This window comes from Paraburkholderia sp. (genome assembly GCF_036488795.1).
Taxonomy (GTDB): Bacteria; Pseudomonadota; Gammaproteobacteria; order Burkholderiales; family Burkholderiaceae; genus Paraburkholderia.
Genome location: NZ_DASXHA010000114.1, coordinates 25,304 through 43,889 on the forward strand (window position 1 = coordinate 25,304; position 18,586 = coordinate 43,889).

Annotated in this window: 26 protein-coding genes and 1 tRNA gene; 10 read left to right on the forward strand and 17 right to left on the reverse strand. The window is 62.0% G+C overall.

The genetic code is table 11. The features are described from left to right. Positions 1-140 precede the first annotated feature (140 nt). From VGH41_RS16900 to VGH41_RS16940, 9 genes are all read right to left on the reverse strand, one after another. Positions 141-560 (reverse strand): biopolymer transporter ExbD, encoded by a 420-nt coding sequence (locus tag VGH41_RS16900; protein ID WP_331598645.1) that lies wholly within the window; start codon positions 558-560, stop codon positions 141-143. Between the two features lie 16 nt (positions 561-576). Further along, complete coding sequence (locus tag VGH41_RS16905) at positions 577-1,308, reverse strand: MotA/TolQ/ExbB proton channel family protein (protein ID WP_331598646.1); 732 nt, start codon at positions 1,306-1,308, stop codon at positions 577-579. Between the two features lie 26 nt (positions 1,309-1,334). Then, the gene (locus tag VGH41_RS16910; RefSeq protein WP_331598647.1) at positions 1,335-2,072 is read right to left on the reverse strand and encodes an energy transducer TonB; all 738 of its coding nucleotides are present in this window, start codon (positions 2,070-2,072) and stop codon (positions 1,335-1,337) included. A gap of 239 nt (positions 2,073-2,311) precedes the next feature. Beyond that, positions 2,312-2,548 carry a (2Fe-2S)-binding protein gene (locus VGH41_RS16915; RefSeq protein ID WP_331598648.1) on the reverse strand — a complete coding sequence of 79 codons (237 nt, stop codon included), beginning with the start codon at positions 2,546-2,548 and terminating at the stop codon, positions 2,312-2,314. A gap of 188 nt (positions 2,549-2,736) precedes the next feature. After that, positions 2,737-3,588: a glutamate racemase gene (gene murI / locus VGH41_RS16920; RefSeq protein WP_331598671.1), complete on the reverse strand. Its 852-nt coding sequence runs from the start codon at positions 3,586-3,588 to the stop codon at positions 2,737-2,739. A 177-nt stretch (positions 3,589-3,765) separates the two neighbouring features. Continuing rightward, a complete protein-coding gene (bfr, locus tag VGH41_RS16925) occupies positions 3,766-4,245 on the reverse strand; it encodes a bacterioferritin (protein WP_331598649.1) in 480 nt (159 codons plus the stop codon). A 212-nt stretch (positions 4,246-4,457) separates the two neighbouring features. Beyond that, positions 4,458-5,981: a fumarate hydratase gene (locus tag VGH41_RS16930; RefSeq protein ID WP_331598650.1), complete on the reverse strand. Its 1,524-nt coding sequence runs from the start codon at positions 5,979-5,981 to the stop codon at positions 4,458-4,460. 55 nt (positions 5,982-6,036) lie between these two features. After that, the gene (locus VGH41_RS16935; protein WP_414696675.1) at positions 6,037-6,645 is read right to left on the reverse strand and encodes a TIGR00645 family protein; all 609 of its coding nucleotides are present in this window, start codon (positions 6,643-6,645) and stop codon (positions 6,037-6,039) included. Between the two features lie 208 nt (positions 6,646-6,853). Beyond that, positions 6,854-7,747, reverse strand: a complete 894-nt coding sequence (locus VGH41_RS16940) for a DMT family transporter (protein ID WP_331598652.1) — start codon at positions 7,745-7,747, stop codon at positions 6,854-6,856. 387 nt (positions 7,748-8,134) lie between these two features. Between VGH41_RS16940 and acs the strand changes: the two genes are divergently transcribed. From acs to VGH41_RS16970, 6 genes are all read left to right on the forward strand, one after another. Beyond that, positions 8,135-10,117 carry an acetate--CoA ligase gene (gene acs, locus VGH41_RS16945; RefSeq protein WP_331598653.1) on the forward strand — a complete coding sequence of 661 codons (1,983 nt, stop codon included), beginning with the start codon at positions 8,135-8,137 and terminating at the stop codon, positions 10,115-10,117. A gap of 135 nt (positions 10,118-10,252) precedes the next feature. After that, on the forward strand, positions 10,253-10,612 hold the full coding sequence (locus tag VGH41_RS16950; RefSeq protein ID WP_331598654.1) for a DUF4212 domain-containing protein: 360 nt from the start codon (positions 10,253-10,255) through the stop codon (positions 10,610-10,612). Between the two features lie 4 nt (positions 10,613-10,616). Continuing rightward, on the forward strand, positions 10,617-12,635 hold the full coding sequence (locus VGH41_RS16955) for a sodium:solute symporter family protein (protein ID WP_331598655.1): 2,019 nt from the start codon (positions 10,617-10,619) through the stop codon (positions 12,633-12,635). A 104-nt stretch (positions 12,636-12,739) separates the two neighbouring features. After that, positions 12,740-12,830: transfer RNA gene (locus VGH41_RS16960), tRNA-Ser, on the forward strand. A gap of 128 nt (positions 12,831-12,958) precedes the next feature. Continuing rightward, the gene (locus VGH41_RS16965) at positions 12,959-13,252 is read left to right on the forward strand and encodes a hypothetical protein (protein WP_331598656.1); all 294 of its coding nucleotides are present in this window, start codon (positions 12,959-12,961) and stop codon (positions 13,250-13,252) included. Beyond that, on the forward strand, positions 13,249-13,422 hold the full coding sequence (locus VGH41_RS16970; RefSeq protein ID WP_331598657.1) for a hypothetical protein: 174 nt from the start codon (positions 13,249-13,251) through the stop codon (positions 13,420-13,422). The genes VGH41_RS16965 and VGH41_RS16970 overlap by 4 nt, the downstream gene beginning before the upstream one ends. A 59-nt stretch (positions 13,423-13,481) precedes the next feature. On the opposite strand, the gene VGH41_RS16975 is transcribed toward VGH41_RS16970, so the two are convergent. From VGH41_RS16975 to VGH41_RS17010, 8 genes are all read right to left on the reverse strand, one after another. Beyond that, entirely contained in the window at positions 13,482-14,063 is a 582-nt protein-coding gene (locus VGH41_RS16975; protein WP_331598658.1) for an alpha/beta fold hydrolase, read from the reverse strand. After that, complete coding sequence (locus tag VGH41_RS16980; protein ID WP_331598659.1) at positions 14,060-14,509, reverse strand: hypothetical protein; 450 nt, start codon at positions 14,507-14,509, stop codon at positions 14,060-14,062. The genes VGH41_RS16975 and VGH41_RS16980 overlap by 4 nt, the downstream gene beginning before the upstream one ends. 36 nt (positions 14,510-14,545) lie before the next feature. Further along, positions 14,546-14,752 carry a hypothetical protein gene (locus VGH41_RS16985; RefSeq protein ID WP_331598660.1) on the reverse strand — a complete coding sequence of 69 codons (207 nt, stop codon included), beginning with the start codon at positions 14,750-14,752 and terminating at the stop codon, positions 14,546-14,548. Continuing rightward, positions 14,749-15,072 carry a hypothetical protein gene (locus VGH41_RS16990; RefSeq protein ID WP_331598661.1) on the reverse strand — a complete coding sequence of 108 codons (324 nt, stop codon included), beginning with the start codon at positions 15,070-15,072 and terminating at the stop codon, positions 14,749-14,751. Before VGH41_RS16990 ends, VGH41_RS16985 begins: the two co-directional genes overlap by 4 nt. Before the next feature lie 90 nt (positions 15,073-15,162). Continuing rightward, positions 15,163-15,726, reverse strand: coding sequence for a hypothetical protein (locus VGH41_RS16995; RefSeq protein ID WP_331598662.1), 564 nt, complete (start codon positions 15,724-15,726; stop codon positions 15,163-15,165). Between the two features lie 195 nt (positions 15,727-15,921). Beyond that, the gene (locus VGH41_RS17000) at positions 15,922-16,476 is read right to left on the reverse strand and encodes a glycoside hydrolase family 19 protein (RefSeq protein ID WP_331598663.1); all 555 of its coding nucleotides are present in this window, start codon (positions 16,474-16,476) and stop codon (positions 15,922-15,924) included. Next, positions 16,473-16,811: a hypothetical protein gene (locus VGH41_RS17005; RefSeq protein WP_331598664.1), complete on the reverse strand. Its 339-nt coding sequence runs from the start codon at positions 16,809-16,811 to the stop codon at positions 16,473-16,475. The genes VGH41_RS17000 and VGH41_RS17005 overlap by 4 nt, the downstream gene beginning before the upstream one ends. A gap of 92 nt (positions 16,812-16,903) precedes the next feature. Beyond that, positions 16,904-17,413 (reverse strand): Arc family DNA-binding protein, encoded by a 510-nt coding sequence (locus tag VGH41_RS17010; protein ID WP_331598665.1) that lies wholly within the window; start codon positions 17,411-17,413, stop codon positions 16,904-16,906. 92 nt (positions 17,414-17,505) lie between these two features. Here VGH41_RS17010 and VGH41_RS17015 point away from each other — a divergent pair, with 92 nt between their 5' ends. From VGH41_RS17015 to VGH41_RS17030, 4 genes are all read left to right on the forward strand, one after another. Continuing rightward, positions 17,506-17,673 carry an Arc family DNA-binding protein gene (locus VGH41_RS17015; RefSeq protein WP_331598666.1) on the forward strand — a complete coding sequence of 56 codons (168 nt, stop codon included), beginning with the start codon at positions 17,506-17,508 and terminating at the stop codon, positions 17,671-17,673. Positions 17,674-17,754: 81 nt separating this feature from the next. After that, entirely contained in the window at positions 17,755-17,931 is a 177-nt protein-coding gene (locus tag VGH41_RS17020; RefSeq protein WP_331598667.1) for a hypothetical protein, read from the forward strand. Next, complete coding sequence (locus tag VGH41_RS17025) at positions 17,924-18,325, forward strand: hypothetical protein (RefSeq protein WP_331598668.1); 402 nt, start codon at positions 17,924-17,926, stop codon at positions 18,323-18,325. The genes VGH41_RS17020 and VGH41_RS17025 overlap by 8 nt, the downstream gene beginning before the upstream one ends. Continuing rightward, positions 18,325-18,586 (forward strand): KilA-N domain-containing protein (locus VGH41_RS17030; protein WP_331598669.1); only part of this gene is annotated, 262 nt, incomplete at its 3' end. The genes VGH41_RS17025 and VGH41_RS17030, both read left to right, overlap by 1 nt.

The following is an 18,586-nucleotide window of genomic DNA, read 5'->3' on the forward strand; positions in this document are numbered from 1 at the left end:
CTGAGGGCAAGTGATCCCGCCGCCCGAAGGCGCCGAGTGCGCACAAAAAAGGCCTTCATCCGACGATGAAGGCCTTTTACTTTTAGCCCTTAAAAAAGCGGCATTTCGGCGTTTTTGCGCTGGCGGCTGCCAGGGGCCCGCTAGTGGCTCACAGGCTGCGTGACGAAACCGATTTTGGTCAGGCCGCCGGCTTGTGCCGCTGACATCACCTGGGCGACCTTTTCATAGGCGACCTTACGATCCGCGTTCAGATGCAGTTCCGGCTGCGGGTCGGCCTGCGCGGCCTGGGCAATCCTGGTGCGCAAGGTTTCGTCGCTGACCTTCTGGTCGTCCCACATGACGCTACCATCAGCGGCAATCGACACATTGATCTGAAGCGGCTTGATTTCTTCCTTCTGACTGCTCGCGTGCGGCAGGTCGATTTTCACCGCGTGACGGATCACCGGAATGGTCACCATGAAGACGATCAGGAGAACCAACATGACGTCGACGAGCGGCGTCATGTTGATTTCGTTCATCAGGCCGTCATCGTCGTCGCTGGCGAAGGGGCTCATTGCCATCGGAGTGCCTCGCTGATCAGTTGACGCGGGTGGCAAGACGCAGGCCGTCGCCGCGCTTCGACGACGACAGGCGCGCACCCGTCACGAAGAAAGCATGCAGGCCGTGGGCGAAGCGGTTCAGCTTGGTGACGAGCGCCTTGTTGGCACGCGTCAGCGCGTTATAGCCGAGCACCGCCGGAATCGCGACGAACAGGCCGAACGCGGTCATGATCAGCGCTTCGCCGACCGGCCCGGCAACCTGATCGATCGAACTCTGACCGCTTGCGCCAATGGCGAGCAGCGCGTGATAGATGCCCCACACCGTGCCGAACAGGCCGACGAACGGCGCCGTGCTGCCGATCGAGGCGAGAATCGCCAGACCGCTTTGCATGCGCGCGACGCTGTCGTCCATGGTGTCCTTCAGGCAGCGCGTGATCCAGTCGGACACGTCCATGCGGTCGTGCAGATGCGGCTGCGTCTGGTGATGATGATCGGCGGCTTCCTGGCCCGACAGGGCGAGCGCGAGAAACGGATTGTCCTGCGGCCGCGAGGTGCCCGCGCCGAGCTTCGCTACGCCGTCGCTGAGATCGTCCGAATGCCAGAACGACTGATCGGCGTTTTTCGTCAGGCGCTTCAGACGCATCACGTTCCACGCCTTGATGACGATCACGCTCCACGACAACACCGACATGATCAACAGCGCGAGCGCGATGCCGCGCGTCACAAAATCCCCTTGCGCCCACACGTGCGCTATTCCGTAGTTCTGCATTGCCATTCCTTTTTTTAAAATCTGTTTCAGTCGTTCAGGCCGAATTGATACGGCTGGGTGTACGCGGCCCGAACCGGCGTGCCGTTCTCGAGGTAGGGCTTGCAACTGCTTGCCCGCACGGCGTCGAGCGCCGCCTCGTCGAGGCGGTCGTAGCCGCTGCTCTTTTTCAGTTCGATGTTTTCGAGGCTGCCGGTCAGGCCCACGACGAACCTGACGTAAGCCGTGCCGGTTTCACCGCGCCGCTTCGAGATGGCCGGGTAGTCTGGCCGGGCAATGTTGCAGTCGAGATGTGACACGTTCCTGGGCGCGGCGATTTCCATCGTCGGACGGCCGATCGCGGGTGCCTCCGCCGCTGGCGGAACAGCAGGAGCCGGCGCCGCGGGCGGCGTGGGTTCGGTTGCCGCGGCGGGCGCGCTCTGCGACGGCGCAGCCGCTTCGGGCAACGGCACTGGCGTGGGTTTGGGCGTCGGATGCGGCTGCATCTTCGGCTTCACGCGCGGGACCGGTGGCGTAGGTTTGGGCGGCGGCGGGGTGAGCGACTGCAACGCAACCGGCGCCGCGACAGGCGCAGGACTCAGCAGTTCGGCGGTCATCGTGCGCGACTCGAGAGCCCGTACGGGCGGCTCGTTGCGCACGCTCAAGATGACGGCAAGCAGTACCACGTGGATAGCGGCCACCGTGACGGTCGCCGCGACGGTGCGTGGATTCATGCGGGGGGAATACTCCGGCGCGGGGCCGGCGGTGACGGTATGCGAGGCGCCCATGTCAGCGCGGCCGCGCGCCGTCGATACCGCACGTCAGACAAATCAACGTCATTTTCGGAATATCAGCAGCGAAATGCACAGTGTGGTCACGAAACCAATCAGCAATTCCATCTCCTCCTCCTAACAAGGTGAGCGGGTAGCTGGCTGGTAACGAGTACTGGCTTGCTGACGGCAGTGGACTAAAACTAGAGGCCGCGCGAAGCGTTCAGGCGGGCACGGCGAACGCCGCGCCTGCAGGGTCAGGCGGCCTTGCGTTCGTAAAACGTGAGCGGCACCGCCTGTGCGTGATGCTCGACTCCGCAACGGCTGGCGCAGACGCCGCTTTGCGCCATGACGTCGCGCACGGACTCTTCGCACTTGCCGCAGCAGGTGGCGACGCCCAGCTCGAACTGCAGTTCGTCGAACGAGTCGACGCCGTCTGCGATCGAGGCGCGGATCTTACGGTCGGATACTGACTTGCACACGCAGACAATCATGGTTGAGCGCAATAGCTAACGTTAATGCGAATTATTATCATTTTGTTTGGGCCGTTTGGCAAGCGTCCTGCGCTGATTTTTGTAACAAAACCAGACTCTTAGAAGGGGTACGGCGAGGGCGGTGCGGGGGCCGGATCGGAGCGCGCCGCCTGGCGGGGATCCGATCCGTACGGCCCGGATGACGCGGCTCAGGCGGCCTGCGAGTCCGGTGCGAGGGAGAGCGTGCGGCGCGACGGAATCACCACCCGCTCGACAGGGGCATCGAGCTGCAGCAGGGTGGCAGCGAGTTGTTGCAGATGTGCGCCGTCGCTTGTCGAGCAAAAGCGGGGCAGATCGACGGTCGCGGCCGGTTCGGCGCGCAGGGCGTTCTGTTCCAGCACACGTTCCAGCTGGCGGGCAATGGCCACGCTGGTATCGATCAGCGTCATCCGGTCGCCAACGATATCGCGGATCGCCGTATCCAGAAACGGATAGTGCGTGCAACCGAGCACCAGGGTGTCGGCGCCGGCGTCGAGCATGGGTTCCAGATAGCCGCGCAGCAGCGCGCGCAGTTCGGCCGAGCCGATGTCGCACCGCTCGATGGCTTGCACGAGGCCGTGGCCTGGCTGGCACAGGAAGCGGCAGTCGGCGGCGTAGCGTTCCAGCAAGGTCTGAAAGCGCGCGCTGCGTAATGTGGACTGTGTGGCAAGCACGCCGGCCACGCGGGTTTTCGACTGTGCCGCGGCGGGTTTGATACCCGGTTCCACGCCGACCAGCGGGATCGGCAAACGCTCGCGGACCATCGCGATGGACTGCGCCGTTGCCGTGTTGCATGCCACCACCAGCACCTTCGCGCCTTGTGCAACGAGCCATTGGCCGATAGCCAGCGTGCGGTCGCCGATAAAGTCTTCGTCCCGTTCACCATACGGCGCGTATAGCGAGTCCGCCACATAGATGATCGTCTCGCCGGGCAGTTGCGCGCGCACCGCGCGCAACACCGACAGGCCGCCGAGGCCCGAATCGAAGACGCCTATGGGAGCCGGTCCTGCCGGCAGAGCGATGGCGGCACGGGAAGCTGGCGCAGCAAGACCTGCGTCTGACGAATCAGTAGGCACGGGTGGCACGGATGCGGTCACAGGAACAGGAAGAGGCGAAGGTACAGTAGAACGGACAATCGAACGAAGGGGCAATCAGCCTGCGCCCGTGCGATGCAACCTGCATGGCACGGGCGGTAGCGCTTAGGACTCGACTGAGCCCATGCCGCTTTGCTGGTAGTTCTGGATGCCGACCTTGTCGATCAGGTCCAGTTGCGTTTCCAGCCAGTCGATGTGCTCTTCAGTGTCGTCGAGAATCTTCACGAAGATTTCGCGCGAGATGAAATCGCGAACTGATTCGCAATAGACGATGGCTTCCTTGCAGGTGCTCTGCGAAATCTGTTCGAGCTTCAGATCGCACTCGAGGATTTCCTTGGTTTCTTCGCCGATCAGCAGCTTATGGAGATCTTGCAGATTCGGCAGGCCGTCGAGCATGAAAATCCGTTCGATCAGCAAGTCGGCGTGCTTCATCTCGCCGATCGATTCGTCGTACTCGTGCTTGCCGAGTTTATCGAGCCCCCAGTGCTTATACATCCGCGCGTGCAGGAAGTACTGGTTGATTGCGGTCAGTTCATTCTTCAACTGGGCGTTTAGATATTCGATGACCTTCTTATCGCCTTGCATGATCGTTCCTTATGGGGCTCTGAATTACGAATTTTTCAACAACAATAAACGCCCGACCCGAAAAAGCCAAGGCTGAATACGCTTTTTGACGTCAATCTCGCGTGGCGCGACATTGAGTAGTTCTCATTCTGCAGACCTGGCCGTTGCAAAGAAAAAAGCCGGGAGCCCGGGCCCCGGCTTTCATCAACGGACGGCGAATTTTAAACGGTCGATCAGACCGTGGCGACCGGAATCTTGCCGATCTTTGCTTGCCATTCCTTCGGCCCGGTCTGGTGCACCGAGGTGCCGTTCGAATCGACCGCCACCGTCACCGGCATGTCTTGCACGTCGAACTCGTAGATGGCTTCCATGCCGAGATCTTCGAAGGCCAGCACCTTTGCGCTGCGGATTGCCTTCGAGACGAGGTACGCCGCGCCGCCGACGGCCATCAGGTAAGCCGCTTTGTGCTTCTTGATCGCCTCGATGGCGACCGGGCCGCGTTCGGCCTTGCCGATCATCGAGATGAGGCCGGTTTGCGACAGCATGGTCTCGGTGAACTTGTCCATCCGCGTTGCGGTGGTGGGGCCCGCCGGACCGACGGCCTCGTCGCGTACCGGATCGACCGGACCGACGTAGTAAATCACGCGGTTGGTGAAGTCGACCGGCAACTTGTCGCCCTTGGCGAGCATGTCGGCGATGCGCTTGTGTGCCGCGTCGCGGCCCGTCAACATCTTGCCCGACAGCAGCAGCGTCTGGCCCGGCTTCCAGCTGGCGACCTCTTGCGGCGTCAGCGTATTCAGGTCGACCCGCTTGCTCTTTTCCGTGTCCGGTTCCCACTGGACTTTCGGCCATGCGTCGAGCGACGGCGCTTCGAGTCTGGCGACGCCCGAGCCATCCAGCGTGAAATGCGCGTGACGCGTAGCGGCGCAGTTCGGGATGATCGCGATCGGCTTGGATGCCGCGTGCGTCGGTGCAGCCAGGATCTTCACGTCGAGCACGGTAGCGAGCCCGCCGAGACCTTGCGCGCCGATGCCGAGCGCGTTGACCTTCTCATGCAGTTCGATACGCAGTTCTTCGATCCAGTCCTGCGGGCCGCGCGCGATCACGTCCTGAATGTCGATCGGGTCCATCAGCGATTCCTTCGCCATCAGCATCGCTTTCTCAGCGGTGCCGCCGATGCCGATGCCCAGCATGCCCGGCGGGCACCAGCCGGCGCCCATGGTCGGCACGGTCTTCAGGATCCAGTCGACGATCGAGTCCGACGGATTGAGCATCGCGAACTTCGACTTGTTCTCCGAGCCGCCGCCCTTGGCTGCCACCTGAACGTCGACCTTGTCGCCCGGCACGATCTCGTAGTGGATCACGGCAGGGGTGTTGTCCTTCGTGTTCTTGCGCGCACCTTCCGGCGGGCTCACGATCGACGCGCGCAGCACGTTGTCCGGGTTCAGATAACCGCGGCGCACGCCTTCGTTGATCATCTCGGTGACGCCCATCGTCGCACCGTCCCAACGCACGTCCATGCCCACCTTCACGAACACCGTGACGATCCCGGTGTCCTGGCAGATGGGGCGCTTGCCTTCGGCGCACATGCGGCTGTTGGTCAGGATCTGCGCGATCGCATCTTTCGCGGCCGGACTCTCTTCGAGTTCGTACGCACGGCCCAAGGCCTGGATGTAATCGAGCGGGTGGTAATAGCTGATGTACTGAAGCGAATCAGCAATGCTCTGAATCAGATCTTCCTGTTTGATGACGGTCATGAGTAGCTCAGTGGGGACAGTGGCGCTTGTCGTACTGGTCGCAGCGGCTGCGCGATCAGTCTTGCACCTTCAGGGGAGTGGCAACGGGTTGCGGTTCAGCCGGTGCATGAGGCTCATGAAAATGCACCGGATGGGTATGGGTGGTCAGACGGTCGACCAGCGCCATCACGACTGCGGACACGAGGAACGCCAGGTGGATGATCACCTGCCACATGATGGTGTGCGTCGAATTCAGGTCGGGGCTGATGAAAGTCTTCAGCAGGTGAATGGACGAAATGCTGATCAGCGCCATGGAGAGCTTGACTTTCAGCACGCCGGCGTTCACGTGATCGAGCCATTCGGGCTCGTCCGGATGACCTTCGACGCCCAGCCGCGAGACGAAGGTTTCGTACCCGCCGATGGTCACCATGATCAGCAGGTTCGAGATCATCACCACGTCGATCAGGCCGAGGACCACCAGCATGACGTTGGTTTCGTCGAGCGTCATGGCAGCCGTGACCAGATGCCAGACTTCCTTGACGAACAGCACGACATAGACGGCTTGCGCGACGATCAGGCCGAGGTAAAGCGGCAACTGCAACCACCGGCTCATGAAGATGAGCGCGGGAATGGGTCGCATCGGGCGGCGCGTTTTACCAGCGTAGTCGGGGCGCGGAGCGGACATGGGCAAAAGTCAGGGCGATAGGATCGGGCTGAACTCGGTCGGGCCGAGGTCGATCGGCATGGACACGGCCAGGCTCGCCGTCAAGGCTCGCGGCAGGCGCGCTATTGTACAGCGACACTGGGGTTTACCTCAGCGAGGCCGGCAATCCTGTCAATGCGGCTTGCCGACGCATCCGGCAGCCCAGGCGGAACCTGATGCACGACGTGATTCAGGACGCCATGGGCGGCACGCGCCGCACCTTCAGGCTCGCCAGTCCGATTCCCACGACGACGCAGGCGAGCGCGATGCCGTGCGCGAACGTCGGCCGCTCGCCGAGGAACACGATGCCGTAGAGCGCGGCGGCCACCGGCAAAACCGCGCTGAACACACCGGCGAGACTGCCCGGCACGTGGCGGATGCCCTTCATCCAGAGCCAGAACGAGAAGATGCTGGCCGACAGGCCGTACCACAGCACCAGCATCCAGACGCTGATCGGCACGCTGGCGTAATCGAAATGCAGGAGCGCGCCGGCGCCGAGCGGCAGCATCAGCAGCAGGCCGAACAGGTGCGTGTAAGCGCAGATGTCGATGGGTTCGAGCGTCTGCGTGAGGCGCCGCGACAGAATCACGTAGAGCGATTCGCAGCACACGGCGCCCAGCACCATCAGATTGCCGGCGAGCGAGCCTTCCGCGCCAGCGTCGTGATCGGCATGGACCAGATTGATGACGACAACGCCGGCAATGGCGAGCACGATCGACGCGAGCGCGCGGCCATCCGGACGCTCTCTCAGGAACAGCCACGAAAACAGTGCGACCACGGCGGGGATGGTGCTGGTGATCACGCCTGCGGCCACGGCGCTGGTGCGATGCACGCCGTTGAGCATCAGCAGCGTAAACCCGAAGGTGCCGAACAACGCTTGTAGAAACAGGTTGAGCCATTCGCCCGGTTTGACGCGGCGCAATCTGGCGGGGCGCAGTAACGGCCCCAGCACCGCCATTGCAATGACGAATCGCAATAGTGCGAACAGAGGAACGGGAACAAACGCGACGATCGACTTGCCGATGCCGACATTGCTGCCGACGAGCAGCATTGCCGCGATGAGAAACAGAGAGTAGCGATTCAAGCTGGAGTCCGGACGGCTAGTTCAGTTAGCATTGTAAAAGGGCGTGATGAATACCGTAAAGGCATTGCGGCAGTAGGCGAGGCGCTTGCTGATCACGTGCCAGCAAGCGTGTTGCGCCAACACACAAGCTGCCAAACGCGTAGCATCGCGGTCTGTGATGTTCTCGCGTAAGTGGCCGGTAAGTTGCAACGTTTATCCTGGTGATGAGCGGGCCACGCGGACATGGGCCATGTATGGTGCAGTGCCGCATGGGGTGTGCCGTTGGCCGCGCATGGCGCGAGGGCAGGAGACACACGCCGCGAAAGCACTGCGCGGCGTCATCAGGACAGGGCGCGTCGTCAACGCGCCGGCATAGTTTGAGGTTTCATCTTCACCAAGGGGTAGTCGATGTCTGCGATTGAATCGGTTCTTCAGGAACGCCGCGTTTTCCCACCGCCTGCCGCAGCCGTGGCGGGAGCGACGATCTCCGGCATGGACGCGTACCGGGCGCTCGTCGCCGAAGCGGAACGCGATTACGAAGGCTTCTGGGGGCGTCTTGCCAAAGAGACGCTGAGCTGGAAAAAGCCCTTCACCAAGGTGCTCGACGAGTCGAAAGCGCCGTTCTACACGTGGTTCGAAGACGGCCTGCTGAACGCGTCGTACAACAGCCTCGACCGTCACGTCGAAGCGGGCCATGGCGAGCGCGTGGCGATTGCCTTCGAAGCCGACGACGGCACGGTCACCAACGTCACCTACCAGGATCTGCTGCAGCGGGTCAGCCGGTTTGCCAACGCGTTGAAGAAGCGCGGCGTGAAGAAAGGCGACCGCGTGGTGATCTATATGCCTATGTCGATCGAAGGCATTGTCGCGATGCAGGCCTGCGCGCGCATCGGCGCGACGCATTCGGTCGTGTTCGGCGGCTTCTCGTCGAAGTCGCTGAACGAGCGGCTCGTCGACGTGGGCGCAGTGGCGCTCGTCACGTCCGATGAGCAGATGCGCGGCGGCAAGGCGCTGCCGCTGAAGAACATCGCCGACGAAGCACTCGCGATGGGCGGCTGCGAAGCGGTCAAGAGCGTGATCGTCTATCAGCGCACCGGCGGCAAGATTGCCTGGAACGAAGGACGCGATCTGTGGCTGCACGAGATCACCCAGGGCGAGTCGGATCAATGCGCGCCCGAGTGGGTGGAGGCGGAACATCCGCTCTTTATCCTCTATACGTCCGGTTCGACAGGCAAGCCGAAGGGCGTGCAGCACAGCACCGGCGGCTATCTGCTGTGGGCCGCGCAGACGCTGAAGTGGACCTTCGACTGGAAGCCCACCGACGTGTTCTGGTGTACCGCCGATATCGGCTGGATCACCGGCCATAGCTACATCACGTATGGTCCGTTGACGCTCGGCGGCACGCAGGTCGTGTTCGAAGGCGTGCCGACCTATCCGAACGCCGGGCGCTTCTGGGAGATGATCGCGAAGCACAAGGTGACGCTGTTCTACACCGCGCCCACTGCCATCCGCTCGTTGATCAAATACGCCGATGCCGATTCGAAGGTGCATCCGAAGAGCTACGACCTGTCGTCGCTGCGGGTGATCGGCACGGTCGGCGAGCCGATCAATCCGGAGGCGTGGATGTGGTATCACGAGAACGTCGGCGGCGGCCGTTGCCCGATCGTCGATACGTGGTGGCAGACCGAAACCGGCGGCCACATGATCACGCCGCTGCCGGGCGCTACGCCTTTGGTGCCGGGATCGTGCACGCTGCCGTTGCCGGGCATCATGGCCGCGGTCGTCGACGAGACCGGTCAGGACGTGCCGAACGGGCAGGGCGGCATCCTGGTCGTCAAGCGTCCGTGGCCGTCCATGCTGCGTAACGTGTGGGGCGATCCGGACCGCTACAGGAAGAGCTATTTCCCCGAAGAACTCGGCGGCAAGCTGTACCTCGCCGGCGACGGTGCGGTGCGCGACAAGGAAACCGGCTACTTCACGATCATGGGCCGCATTGACGACGTGCTGAACGTGTCGGGTCACCGGCTCGGCACGATGGAGATCGAGTCGGCGCTGGTGTCCAATTCGCTCGTCGCCGAAGCGGCCGTGGTGGGCCGTCCCGACGACACGACCGGCGAAGCGGTCTGTGCGTTCGTGGTGCTCAAGCGCGCGCGTCCGGAGGGCGAGGAAGCCGTGAAGATCGCCAACGAACTGCGCGCGTGGGTCGGCAAGGAGATCGGGCCGATTGCGAAGCCGAAGGACATCCGCTTCGGCGACAATCTGCCGAAGACGCGTTCCGGCAAGATCATGCGCCGGCTGCTGCGGTCGCTGGCGAAGGGCGAGGAGATTACACAGGACGTGTCGACCCTGGAGAATCCGGCGATTCTCGATCAACTGGGCGAGTCGCTGTGAGCGTGCGGTGAGCCTGCTTTGAGTTGACGGCCGCCAGGGCGCATCTTCGGATGCGCCTTTTTTATGCAAGGGCGCCTTGCGCGCCAAGCGGACAATCCCGATTGCCTGCGCAGTGGCTTTTTGATACATAGGCGCATGGCCGCGCCGCATACCCCTTCGCAAACCGCGCTGAACCCACCGCCCGAACCGCCGCCGGTCTCGGACGCGATGGCGCGCGCGCATCAACGGTACTGGCGTTTCAACCTGGTGCTGATCGCCGCGTTGATGACCGTTGGCTTTGTGGTGTCGTTCGTCGTGCCGCTGGCCGCGCCCGCGCTGTCGCCTCTGCGCTTTGCCGGCTTCAGTCTGCCGTTTTATGTCGGCGCCCAAGGGGCGATCCTGATCTATGTGGCCTTGATCGTCATCTACATCGTGCTGATGCGCCGCGCCGACCGTACGCTGCAGCGCGCATTCGAAGCGGATGCGCACAGCACGTCCGCCGCGCGAGGAAACTGAGCCGATGACGCTTACGCACCGGCTGATCCGCTCCTACGCGCTCTATACGCTCGGCTTTCTTGCTTTTATCTATGTGATGTGGCGCATCGAACAGGTGACCGGGCCGGGCGTGTGGATCGGCTACGTGTTCCTGTTCGTGCCGATTGCCGTGTATGCGGTGATTGGCCTGCTGTCGCGCACCTCCGATCTGGTCGAGTACTACGTTGCCGGGCGGCGCGTACCGTCGGCGTTCAACGGCATGGCGACGGCTGCTGATTGGCTTTCGGCCGCGTCGTTCATTGGTCTTGCCGGCTCGATCTACGTCACGGGTTACGACGGCCTCGCGTATTTGATGGGCTGGACGGGCGGCTACTGTCTCACGGCGTTTCTGCTGGCGCCGTATGTGCGCAAGCTGGCGCGCTACACGATTCCCGATTTCCTCGGCACACGTTTTTCGAGCAATGCCGTGCGCGGACTCGCTGCACTGGCCGCGATCCTGTGTTCGTTCGTGTATCTGGTGGCGCAGATTCAAGGTGTCGGGCTGATTGCGTCGCGCTTTATCGGCGTCGATTTTGCGGTGGGCATCTTCTGCGGGCTGGCGGGCATTCTGGTGTGCTCGTTCCTCGGCGGCATGCGCGCGGTGACGTGGACCCAGGTGGCGCAATACATCATCCTGATCTTCGCGATCCTGATTCCTGTTTCGATGATCGCGCATAAGGACGGCCTCGGCTGGGTGCCGCAGTTCAACTACGGACGCGTGATGGCGCGTGTCGAAACGCTCGAGCGTCAGGTACGCGACGCACCGCTCGACCAGAGCGTGCGCGACAGCTACCGGCTGCAGGCGGCGAAGATGCAGACGCAGATCGACCGGTTGCCGCAATCGTTCGTCGATGAGAAGCAGCACCTGATCCAGACGATTGCGGATCTGCGGCGCCATAACGGCCCGTTGCGCGACATCAACACAAGCGAACACGCACTGGAAGGTTTTCCGCGCGACGCTGCTGCTGCACGCATTGTCTGGACTCAACAGCGCGAGACCTTGCTGATGCGCGCCTCGTCGCCGGTGCCGATGTCCGACCCGTTTCCCTCTGTCAGCGCCGAAGACCGGCAGACGCACGAGCGCAATTTTCTGTCGCTGCTGCTGTGCCTCTCTTTGGGGACGGCGAGCTTGCCGCATATTCTGACGCGCTATAACACGACGACGTCCGTGGCATCGGCGCGGCGCTCGGTTGGCTGGACACTGTTCTTCGTGGCGCTGTTTTATCTGACGGTGCCGGTGCTGGCGGTGTTGATGAAGTACGAGATCCTCACGAATCTGGTGGGGCATCCGTTCGCGGATCTGCCGCAGTGGTTGACGCAATGGCTGCGGATCGAGCCGAATCTGATCAGCCTCGCGGATACGAATCGCGACGGTATCGTGCAATGGAGCGAGATCCAGATGCAGCCGGACATGGTGGTGCTGGCTGCGCCGGAGATTGCGGGGCTGCCGTATGTGATGTCGGGGCTGATCGCAGCGGGGGCGCTGGCGGCGGCGTTATCCACCGCGGACGGCTTGCTGCTGACGATCGCCAATGCGCTCTCGCACGACGTCTACTACCACATGGTCGATCCCGCGGCATCGAGCCAGCGGCGCGTCACCATTTCGAAGATTCTGCTGCTGGGCGTGGCCTTGTTTGCGTCGTATGTGGCGTCGCTGAACACGGGGAATATTCTGTTTCTGGTGGGCGCGGCGTTTTCGCTGGCGGCGTCGAGTCTGTTTCCGGTGCTGGTGCTGGGTGTTTTCTGGAAGCGTACGACGCGCCTTGGCGCCGTGGCCGGGATGGTGGCTGGGCTGGTGGTGTGCATCTATTACATTGTCTCGACGTACCCCTTTTTCACGCAGATGACGGGGTTCGCAGGCGCGCGCTGGTTCGGTATCGAGCCGATCAGCTCGGGCGTGTTCGGCGTGCCGGCAGGGTTTCTGGTGGCGATACTGGTGAGTCTTGTCGACCGCAGGCCGGACGCCTATACGCGGGCGCTGGTGGACTATATCCGGCATCCGTGAGGGCGGTTGGACGGCCTTTTTGCGGCGCGTCGTGCGGCGTTTTGAGGCGGTTTTGGGGCGGGGGTGGCGCAGGCCCCAGAGTTTGCTATAATTCGGCTCCCGCCGGAGAGATGGATGAGCGGTTTAAGTCGCACGCCTGGAAAGCGTGTATAGGTTAATAACCTATCCGGGGTTCGAATCCCCGTCTCTCCGCCACAGGATACATAAGGCTCCCAGCTTGGGGGCCTTTTTCATTTGGGTTATAGGATGGCCTGTGGGTTATTGGAGAGAAGATAAATTCTCTCGTTTGGCGTATCGTACTGTATATCCATACAGTGATAACCATGCGCCAAAAACTCCCCGACTTCGCGTCGCCAACCACCGATCAGTTGCGCGAACTTTACCGTCACTCTGACGATGAAATCGTGCGGCGTGCTGTGCTTGAAGTGATCCGGCTCCGCGACCTCGTCGAGCAAATCGATGGCTACCGAGAGACCGTTGAGCGATGCTGGAGGGACGAAGGCCTCGGGCAACTGGTCGCGCTTTACCAGCTCCGGATCATCATGCAGACGGAGCGTTCGCGCATGGGGTTCCTGTCACCACCCAAACCGCCGGACACGCCGAAGGAGACAACATGACCGCTATGTATTGCCCGCTGTGCGCGCGGAGACTTGAGCCTGAAGAGTTTCATCCGGCCTATGGCAACGTGCCGGCGCACTGGACGTGCGTTGACTGCGACTGCAGGGTGAATGAGTACGATGACGAGTTTGAGCCGTTCGAAGATGCGCCGCTGACGCGGGCTGATTGATGTGCGCCAATGGACGCGGAGATGGATGCAGGCGACGCTGCGGAGCGCCGCCTGTAGGGTTATGACAATGCAGGGATCACCCGATCCAGCATATGGTCCGGCACATTCGGAAAGGGAATGAACGGCGTTCCGATCTCCGTCAGCGCCGCAGCCTGATCCCAGTCGGGAGGAAGGTCGGTGACCAAGTCGAGGCCGTCCCGCGTCAGTAGCATGCGCACTTTGGCGAGCAGCGTTCGAACGCCGGCACCGGGGCTTACGCGCGGCGGCTCGAAGCCGTAGACCATCAGCGGCGGCTTTCCGGCCAGCGTCAAAGAGATCGCCGCGCAAATCGCGATCGCAGCGCCCAGCGAGTGGCCAACCAGCGTGACCGGCTGATCACCGATAGCGGAGAGCACCTCGGGCGCGATCGCCTGCCATGCGCCCCAGAATCCCCGATGCACATCTCCCGCGCCCGGCACGTTGACCGTGAGGATATCGAGGTCGGCGATCCAGCACGGGATGTTATCCGAGCCCGGGAAGGCAACGCACAAGCCCTCTGCGGTTGTGCGCACGATAGCGCGCGAGGCGCTATCTGCCTTCCCGATGTCTGGAGTGGCCGAATACGCTTCCTGGGCGAGCAGGGCGTAGTCGCGCGGCGTCATTGCAGCGGCGCCCCTGCGAGCGGCGTCGACGCGGCGGCCGGTGCCGAGGCAGGAACTGCGCTAGCCGTCGCCGCAGTGATGATCTGATCAACCATCTGCTGAACGATCGGACCGAACGTGTTCAGCACGAGCAGGATCGCCGTCTGGTCGGGAATCAGCGGGTTGCCGTTCACGACCGCGATGGCTGCCGGCAGAAGGCTATCGTGGAACGCCTTCAGATCGGTAACGTTGAGCTGGCCACCGGCGGCACATATCGCCTTATTGGCAGCCGCGGCTTTCGCGAGCGCAGTCTGATCGGTAGAGCCGATGAGCGGCGACGTGGAAAGCGTCGTGAGGTCGGCCGTCACGATCGGGCACGCCTGCGTGAATTGCTGCTGCAGCGTGGGGAGTGACGAGCAGCCAGCAAACAGGAGAACGGACGCGACAATGCCTGCCGCGAGCAGCATGAGCTTTTTCATTTCGGGATTCCTAGAGAGGGAGGTTTAAAACTTCCAGCGAGCGCCGAGCTTGACGCTGACGCCTTTGATTTCGCTGTTCTGGACTTCGATGGAGCCGTCTGCGGATTTTCCTTCCACATAGGCAATGCAGCAGGAAAGCGCCTGCGTTCGCTGATCGATAACCGGGACTACCTGCACATGCTCAACCACACCGCAGCCGCCCAGCAGCAGGCACAGGGCGATGCGGATCACGGCTGCGGGTTCGCGGGAGCGATTGGCGCAACAGGGCCCGCGCTCGACACGGTGACGTTCGTGATCGGCGGCGCGGGCGTATATGCCCCGCTCGCCTTGAACGTCTGAACGTTGAGCAGTCGGCCTTGATTCGCTGTCGAGCGCGCAGCGATCTGCTGGGCCAGCCAGTGCGCACCGACGACGATGCCACCGGCGATCGAGACTTGATCCTGTGCGGTCAGGCCGAGGTTGAAGCGGGTGTTCAGCATTGAGATGAGCGCGACGAGGCCTGCGATCGCCGCACCAGCGGTACCGGTTGCTGCCGGAGAGGATTGATTCATGAATGCTCCAAAGAATTGAGAGGCCCCGAATGGTCTGGCCGTTTGCGGCCTGCTTATCGTGTCTGGCATTGAAGGGTGAAACTTCGCGAGTCAGTGCGGGTCGACTTCATCCGGCGTGAAGACGAAATCGGCTTTGCGCGGATACCCCTGAAAAACAAACGTGGGCATGCTTCTGTGGTGGATGCCGTGCGTCGGCGAGCGATGGAACTTCGCATCGAGCGGCAGCATGTTCTGCGGCGAATCGATGAAGGTCTCGGGCTTGGCCGGGTCGAAGGCATGCCAGTCGAAGCCGCGCGCGCCAGTGAGCTGGCAGATCATCCAGACCATCGATTGCTCGACGGGAAAGGTCTCGCCGGTTGGCTGGTCGGTGATGGTGTCGAGCACCGGCACTTCCGTGATCTCACCGATGGCGATGGCCTTCACAGAAACCCAGTCCACGGCATCGGCGTCCGCCCATTCGCAGAAGACGTGGTGATACTCGGGATTCGGCTGGCCGCTGATGGCGCAGCGCAGCCCCGCCTTGTGACCCGCTGTCTTCGTGTGGCGGAACGTCGCCGACTCCGCGCGCGGCGCGTGGTCGGGGTAATACTCGAGTTCCACGTCAGTCACCTTCACCAGGTGCTCGTGCGGAATAACAGGTGGTTTGTCGGTCATGGCCGTAAACGAAGAAACCCGGCTCGGGGCCGGGTTTGGTTGTGGTAACAACTGCTTAACAGAGGAATACTTCGGCAAGTCTTTCGTCTAGTAAGACTCAAAGGAACTTGGTATCTTCACCGCTCGCGTGAGGCATTCCGAGTCCCCACGTGTGTGTTCGAGCGGCGCGCCAATCTCTGGCAGCGCCGCTCTTTTTTATGTGCCGATTCCCATTGCCTTCTTTGCCGCCGCGTACAGCGCCTGTCGATCGGCAAGACCTTCGGTACCGCCATTAATGCGTCGCGTGAGCGTGATGAAGTCGCCCGCGTTGGCGAGCGCGCTCAGCTTGTTGTTGAACCAGAACCAGCCGGCCGACATCGCGGCGTGCTCCGGCTGCTCGAGCAGCTCGGGACTGTTGAGCAGATCTAGATCGAGGCCGATCGCTGCGAGCGTGTAATTGCGCCGCCCGGTGACCTGAATCAGCCCGCGACCGCAGAACCGTTCGCCGTCTCCCGGTTGCGTATTGCCCAGTTCGCTTGCCTTCGTAGAGGGCGGCTCATACGCGCGCTGCGCGACCGTCGGCCCCCAGATCTCTTTGGTGAAGAGCAGGTGATCAGACTCGTGCCCGGTCTGCGCGAGAAACGCCGCGACGTCGAGCGGTTGCGTGATCTGGTAGTGATCGCACGCCGCCTGCATGAACGGCGCGAAGAGGGTAGCGCGCGACAGCACAGCGCCGCACCCGGCGGCAACGATTTGCGGAGTGAGACTCATAGGATCGTCACGATCAGTTTGATGCCGGCACTCACCCATTCGGGCAGCGCTTCGTGATGGACGATGCGAACAAGCGTCCACAGGCCGGCGAGGGGGAGCACGACGGGAATGAACACCTGTCGCAACAGAAAGCGCCACGCCGCAGCGAGCCGACACATCAGGCGCGCGCCGGCGGCGACGTCGCCAAGGATGCTGCGAATGAACGCTGTGTCCTCGGCAACTGTCTTGGTCAGCGTGGTGTTCTCTTCTATCGCCGCGCCCTGCGCATTGAAGCGCTCGACGACAGCTCGCCGGAATTCCTGCTCTGGCATGTCAATCATGTCTTTGGCGTCCATGAGGCCCCGGATTCAGAAATGAAAAAGCCGCCTCAATGGGCGGCTGGTGGTTGTGTTTTGGGCGTAAAAAAACCGCCACAAGGGCGGTTTGGTTATTTCTTGCCGGGCTTCATCTTTCCGGGCGGTGGCGGTGACTTTTCGATTGCTTCGCGGAAGTGGATCGGGGTACTGCGCCGCCCACGAAGCTCGGTGCGTTGGATTGCGGCCATTTTCTCCTCTTGGTATCTGTAGAACTCCGCAAGATCCGCTGATTTCTCTTCGCGCTCGCTGGAACTCACCATTTCCGGCGTGACGACTGCGGTATGCATTGCCACTATGTTGAAATTTCCGGTCTTGCGAATTGCGGCAAGGTGTTCGTGGACTTCGTCCCATGAAATGGGGTAGCCGCGAGCATCGAGGACAACGTCCACGCGGGGCGCGCTCGCTCCTGACGGCCCAAGCGGCTCATCAAAACTTCGCTCCAGACGATCCGCGATCTCCGCGTTAAGACTTCGCCCGGCCTTCGTCGCGGCTTCTTCGAGCCGAACTTTGACGTCCGGTTGCAAGCGCAATCCGAAGGGAACAATGTGCGCAGTTGGAGCGCGGGTGGGTTTCGTTGCCATAGCTACATGATGTCGCAAAAAAGTTCTTGCGGAAATAGCTACATGGTGTAGCATAGCTTCATGATGTAGCTATGTAGACAAACGGAGCGACCATGAAGACCAACCAAATCGCACCACTCGGAGTAAGGATGCCGCCGGAGCTCAAGGATCACCTGAAAGAAAAGGCATCCGAAAATCGGCGCAGTCTCAACTCCGAAGTGGTGTGCAGGTTAGAAGAGAGCGTAAAGGCCGAGCAAATCGCAAAACCGGCTGAAGAATAAAAGAAAAAGCCCCGAACGACTTCTTGGCGGTCGACGTTCAGGGCTTTTGATGCAGTGAACCCTTAGCAAGGAACACAGATCATGTCGAATATTAGCACGGCTCCGGCCGATGGCAAGTCACGTCAATCCCAAGAGATCGACCTTGACGCCCTTACGCGCTACCTCGAAGCGGAGCAGGCCCAGGCCGATGCCGCAACCTCCGTCGAAGCGTTCCTCCACACGGCCAAGTTGAGCGGCGGGGTGGTGCGCCATGCCTAACCTCCGCTTCAGCATTGGCGATCTCGTCCAGTTGGACGGTCATCCCGCTCGCGTCATTGCCCCTGCGGGGTTCAACGGTCCCGACTGGCTCGAACTGGAAATGCTCGACGAGTTCGCGCTCATCCCCGACGACGGCCAACCAGGCGGTTACTTTAAGACCAGCCAGGCATTCGCGCCGGATAGCAGCCTGAAGCCGATCACAGACACTGCAGCCCCTGAAGTAGTCAGCGGCGAAGTGTATGTGGTCGATCGTCACGGCATCATTTACGGCCCTGCGATCAGCCGGGCGCGCGCAGAACAGCGCATCGCTAGCAAATCCGGCTGGAAGATCATCCCGCAAGAAGACGTCGCCGCGTTGCTAGCGTGCGCCATCCCGGTTGCGGAGGTGCACTAATGAACGCCAAACACGAAATCATCATCGCCGATTACCACGGCTGCGCCATCTCGTTCACGGATGAAGGGTGGTTCAACGCGACGGCAGTTGCGGCCCGGTATCGCAAAGAGCCGGCCCAATGGATGCGGCTACCCAGCACTGTTGCCTATCTCAAAGCCTTCGAGCGCAAATATGGGAATTTCACATATTTGAAAACGCGGCGCGGGCATGGTGGTGGGACATGGCTCCATCCGAAGTTGGCAGTGCGTTTCGCGCAGTGGC

Bases quoted from the DNA above. Each gene is read 5' to 3' on its own strand.
- VGH41_RS16910 (WP_331598647.1), bottom strand. From the start codon at position 2,072: ATGGGCGCCTCGCATACCGTCACCGCCGGCCCCGCGCCGGAGTATTCC.
- VGH41_RS16930 (WP_331598650.1), bottom strand. From the start codon at position 5,981: ATGACCGTCATCAAACAGGAAGATCTGATTCAGAGCATTGCTGATTCG.
- VGH41_RS17020 (WP_331598667.1), top strand. From the start codon at position 17,755: ATGTCGAATATTAGCACGGCTCCGGCCGATGGCAAGTCACGTCAATCC.
- VGH41_RS16915 (WP_331598648.1), bottom strand. From the start codon at position 2,548: ATGATTGTCTGCGTGTGCAAGTCAGTATCCGACCGTAAGATCCGCGCC.
- VGH41_RS17000 (WP_331598663.1), bottom strand. From the start codon at position 16,476: ATGAGTCTCACTCCGCAAATCGTTGCCGCCGGGTGCGGCGCTGTGCTG.
- VGH41_RS16995 (WP_331598662.1), bottom strand. From the start codon at position 15,726: ATGACCGACAAACCACCTGTTATTCCGCACGAGCACCTGGTGAAGGTG.
- VGH41_RS17015 (WP_331598666.1), top strand. From the start codon at position 17,506: ATGAAGACCAACCAAATCGCACCACTCGGAGTAAGGATGCCGCCGGAG.
- VGH41_RS17025 (WP_331598668.1), top strand. From the start codon at position 17,924: ATGCCTAACCTCCGCTTCAGCATTGGCGATCTCGTCCAGTTGGACGGT.
- VGH41_RS16955 (WP_331598655.1), top strand. From the start codon at position 10,617: ATGACGCTTACGCACCGGCTGATCCGCTCCTACGCGCTCTATACGCTC.
- VGH41_RS17005 (WP_331598664.1), bottom strand. From the start codon at position 16,811: ATGGACGCCAAAGACATGATTGACATGCCAGAGCAGGAATTCCGGCGA.
- VGH41_RS17010 (WP_331598665.1), bottom strand. From the start codon at position 17,413: ATGGCAACGAAACCCACCCGCGCTCCAACTGCGCACATTGTTCCCTTC.
- VGH41_RS16980 (WP_331598659.1), bottom strand. From the start codon at position 14,509: ATGCTGCTCGCGGCAGGCATTGTCGCGTCCGTTCTCCTGTTTGCTGGC.
- VGH41_RS16990 (WP_331598661.1), bottom strand. From the start codon at position 15,072: ATGAATCAATCCTCTCCGGCAGCAACCGGTACCGCTGGTGCGGCGATC.
- VGH41_RS16970 (WP_331598657.1), top strand. From the start codon at position 13,249: ATGACCGCTATGTATTGCCCGCTGTGCGCGCGGAGACTTGAGCCTGAA.
- VGH41_RS16900 (WP_331598645.1), bottom strand. From the start codon at position 560: ATGGCAATGAGCCCCTTCGCCAGCGACGACGATGACGGCCTGATGAAC.
- VGH41_RS16935 (WP_414696675.1), bottom strand. From the start codon at position 6,645: ATGTCCGCTCCGCGCCCCGACTACGCTGGTAAAACGCGCCGCCCGATG.
- acs (WP_331598653.1), top strand. From the start codon at position 8,135: ATGTCTGCGATTGAATCGGTTCTTCAGGAACGCCGCGTTTTCCCACCG.
- VGH41_RS16905 (WP_331598646.1), bottom strand. From the start codon at position 1,308: ATGCAGAACTACGGAATAGCGCACGTGTGGGCGCAAGGGGATTTTGTG.
- bfr (WP_331598649.1), bottom strand. From the start codon at position 4,245: ATGCAAGGCGATAAGAAGGTCATCGAATATCTAAACGCCCAGTTGAAG.
- VGH41_RS16965 (WP_331598656.1), top strand. From the start codon at position 12,959: ATGCGCCAAAAACTCCCCGACTTCGCGTCGCCAACCACCGATCAGTTG.
- VGH41_RS16950 (WP_331598654.1), top strand. From the start codon at position 10,253: ATGGCCGCGCCGCATACCCCTTCGCAAACCGCGCTGAACCCACCGCCC.
- VGH41_RS16975 (WP_331598658.1), bottom strand. From the start codon at position 14,063: ATGACGCCGCGCGACTACGCCCTGCTCGCCCAGGAAGCGTATTCGGCC.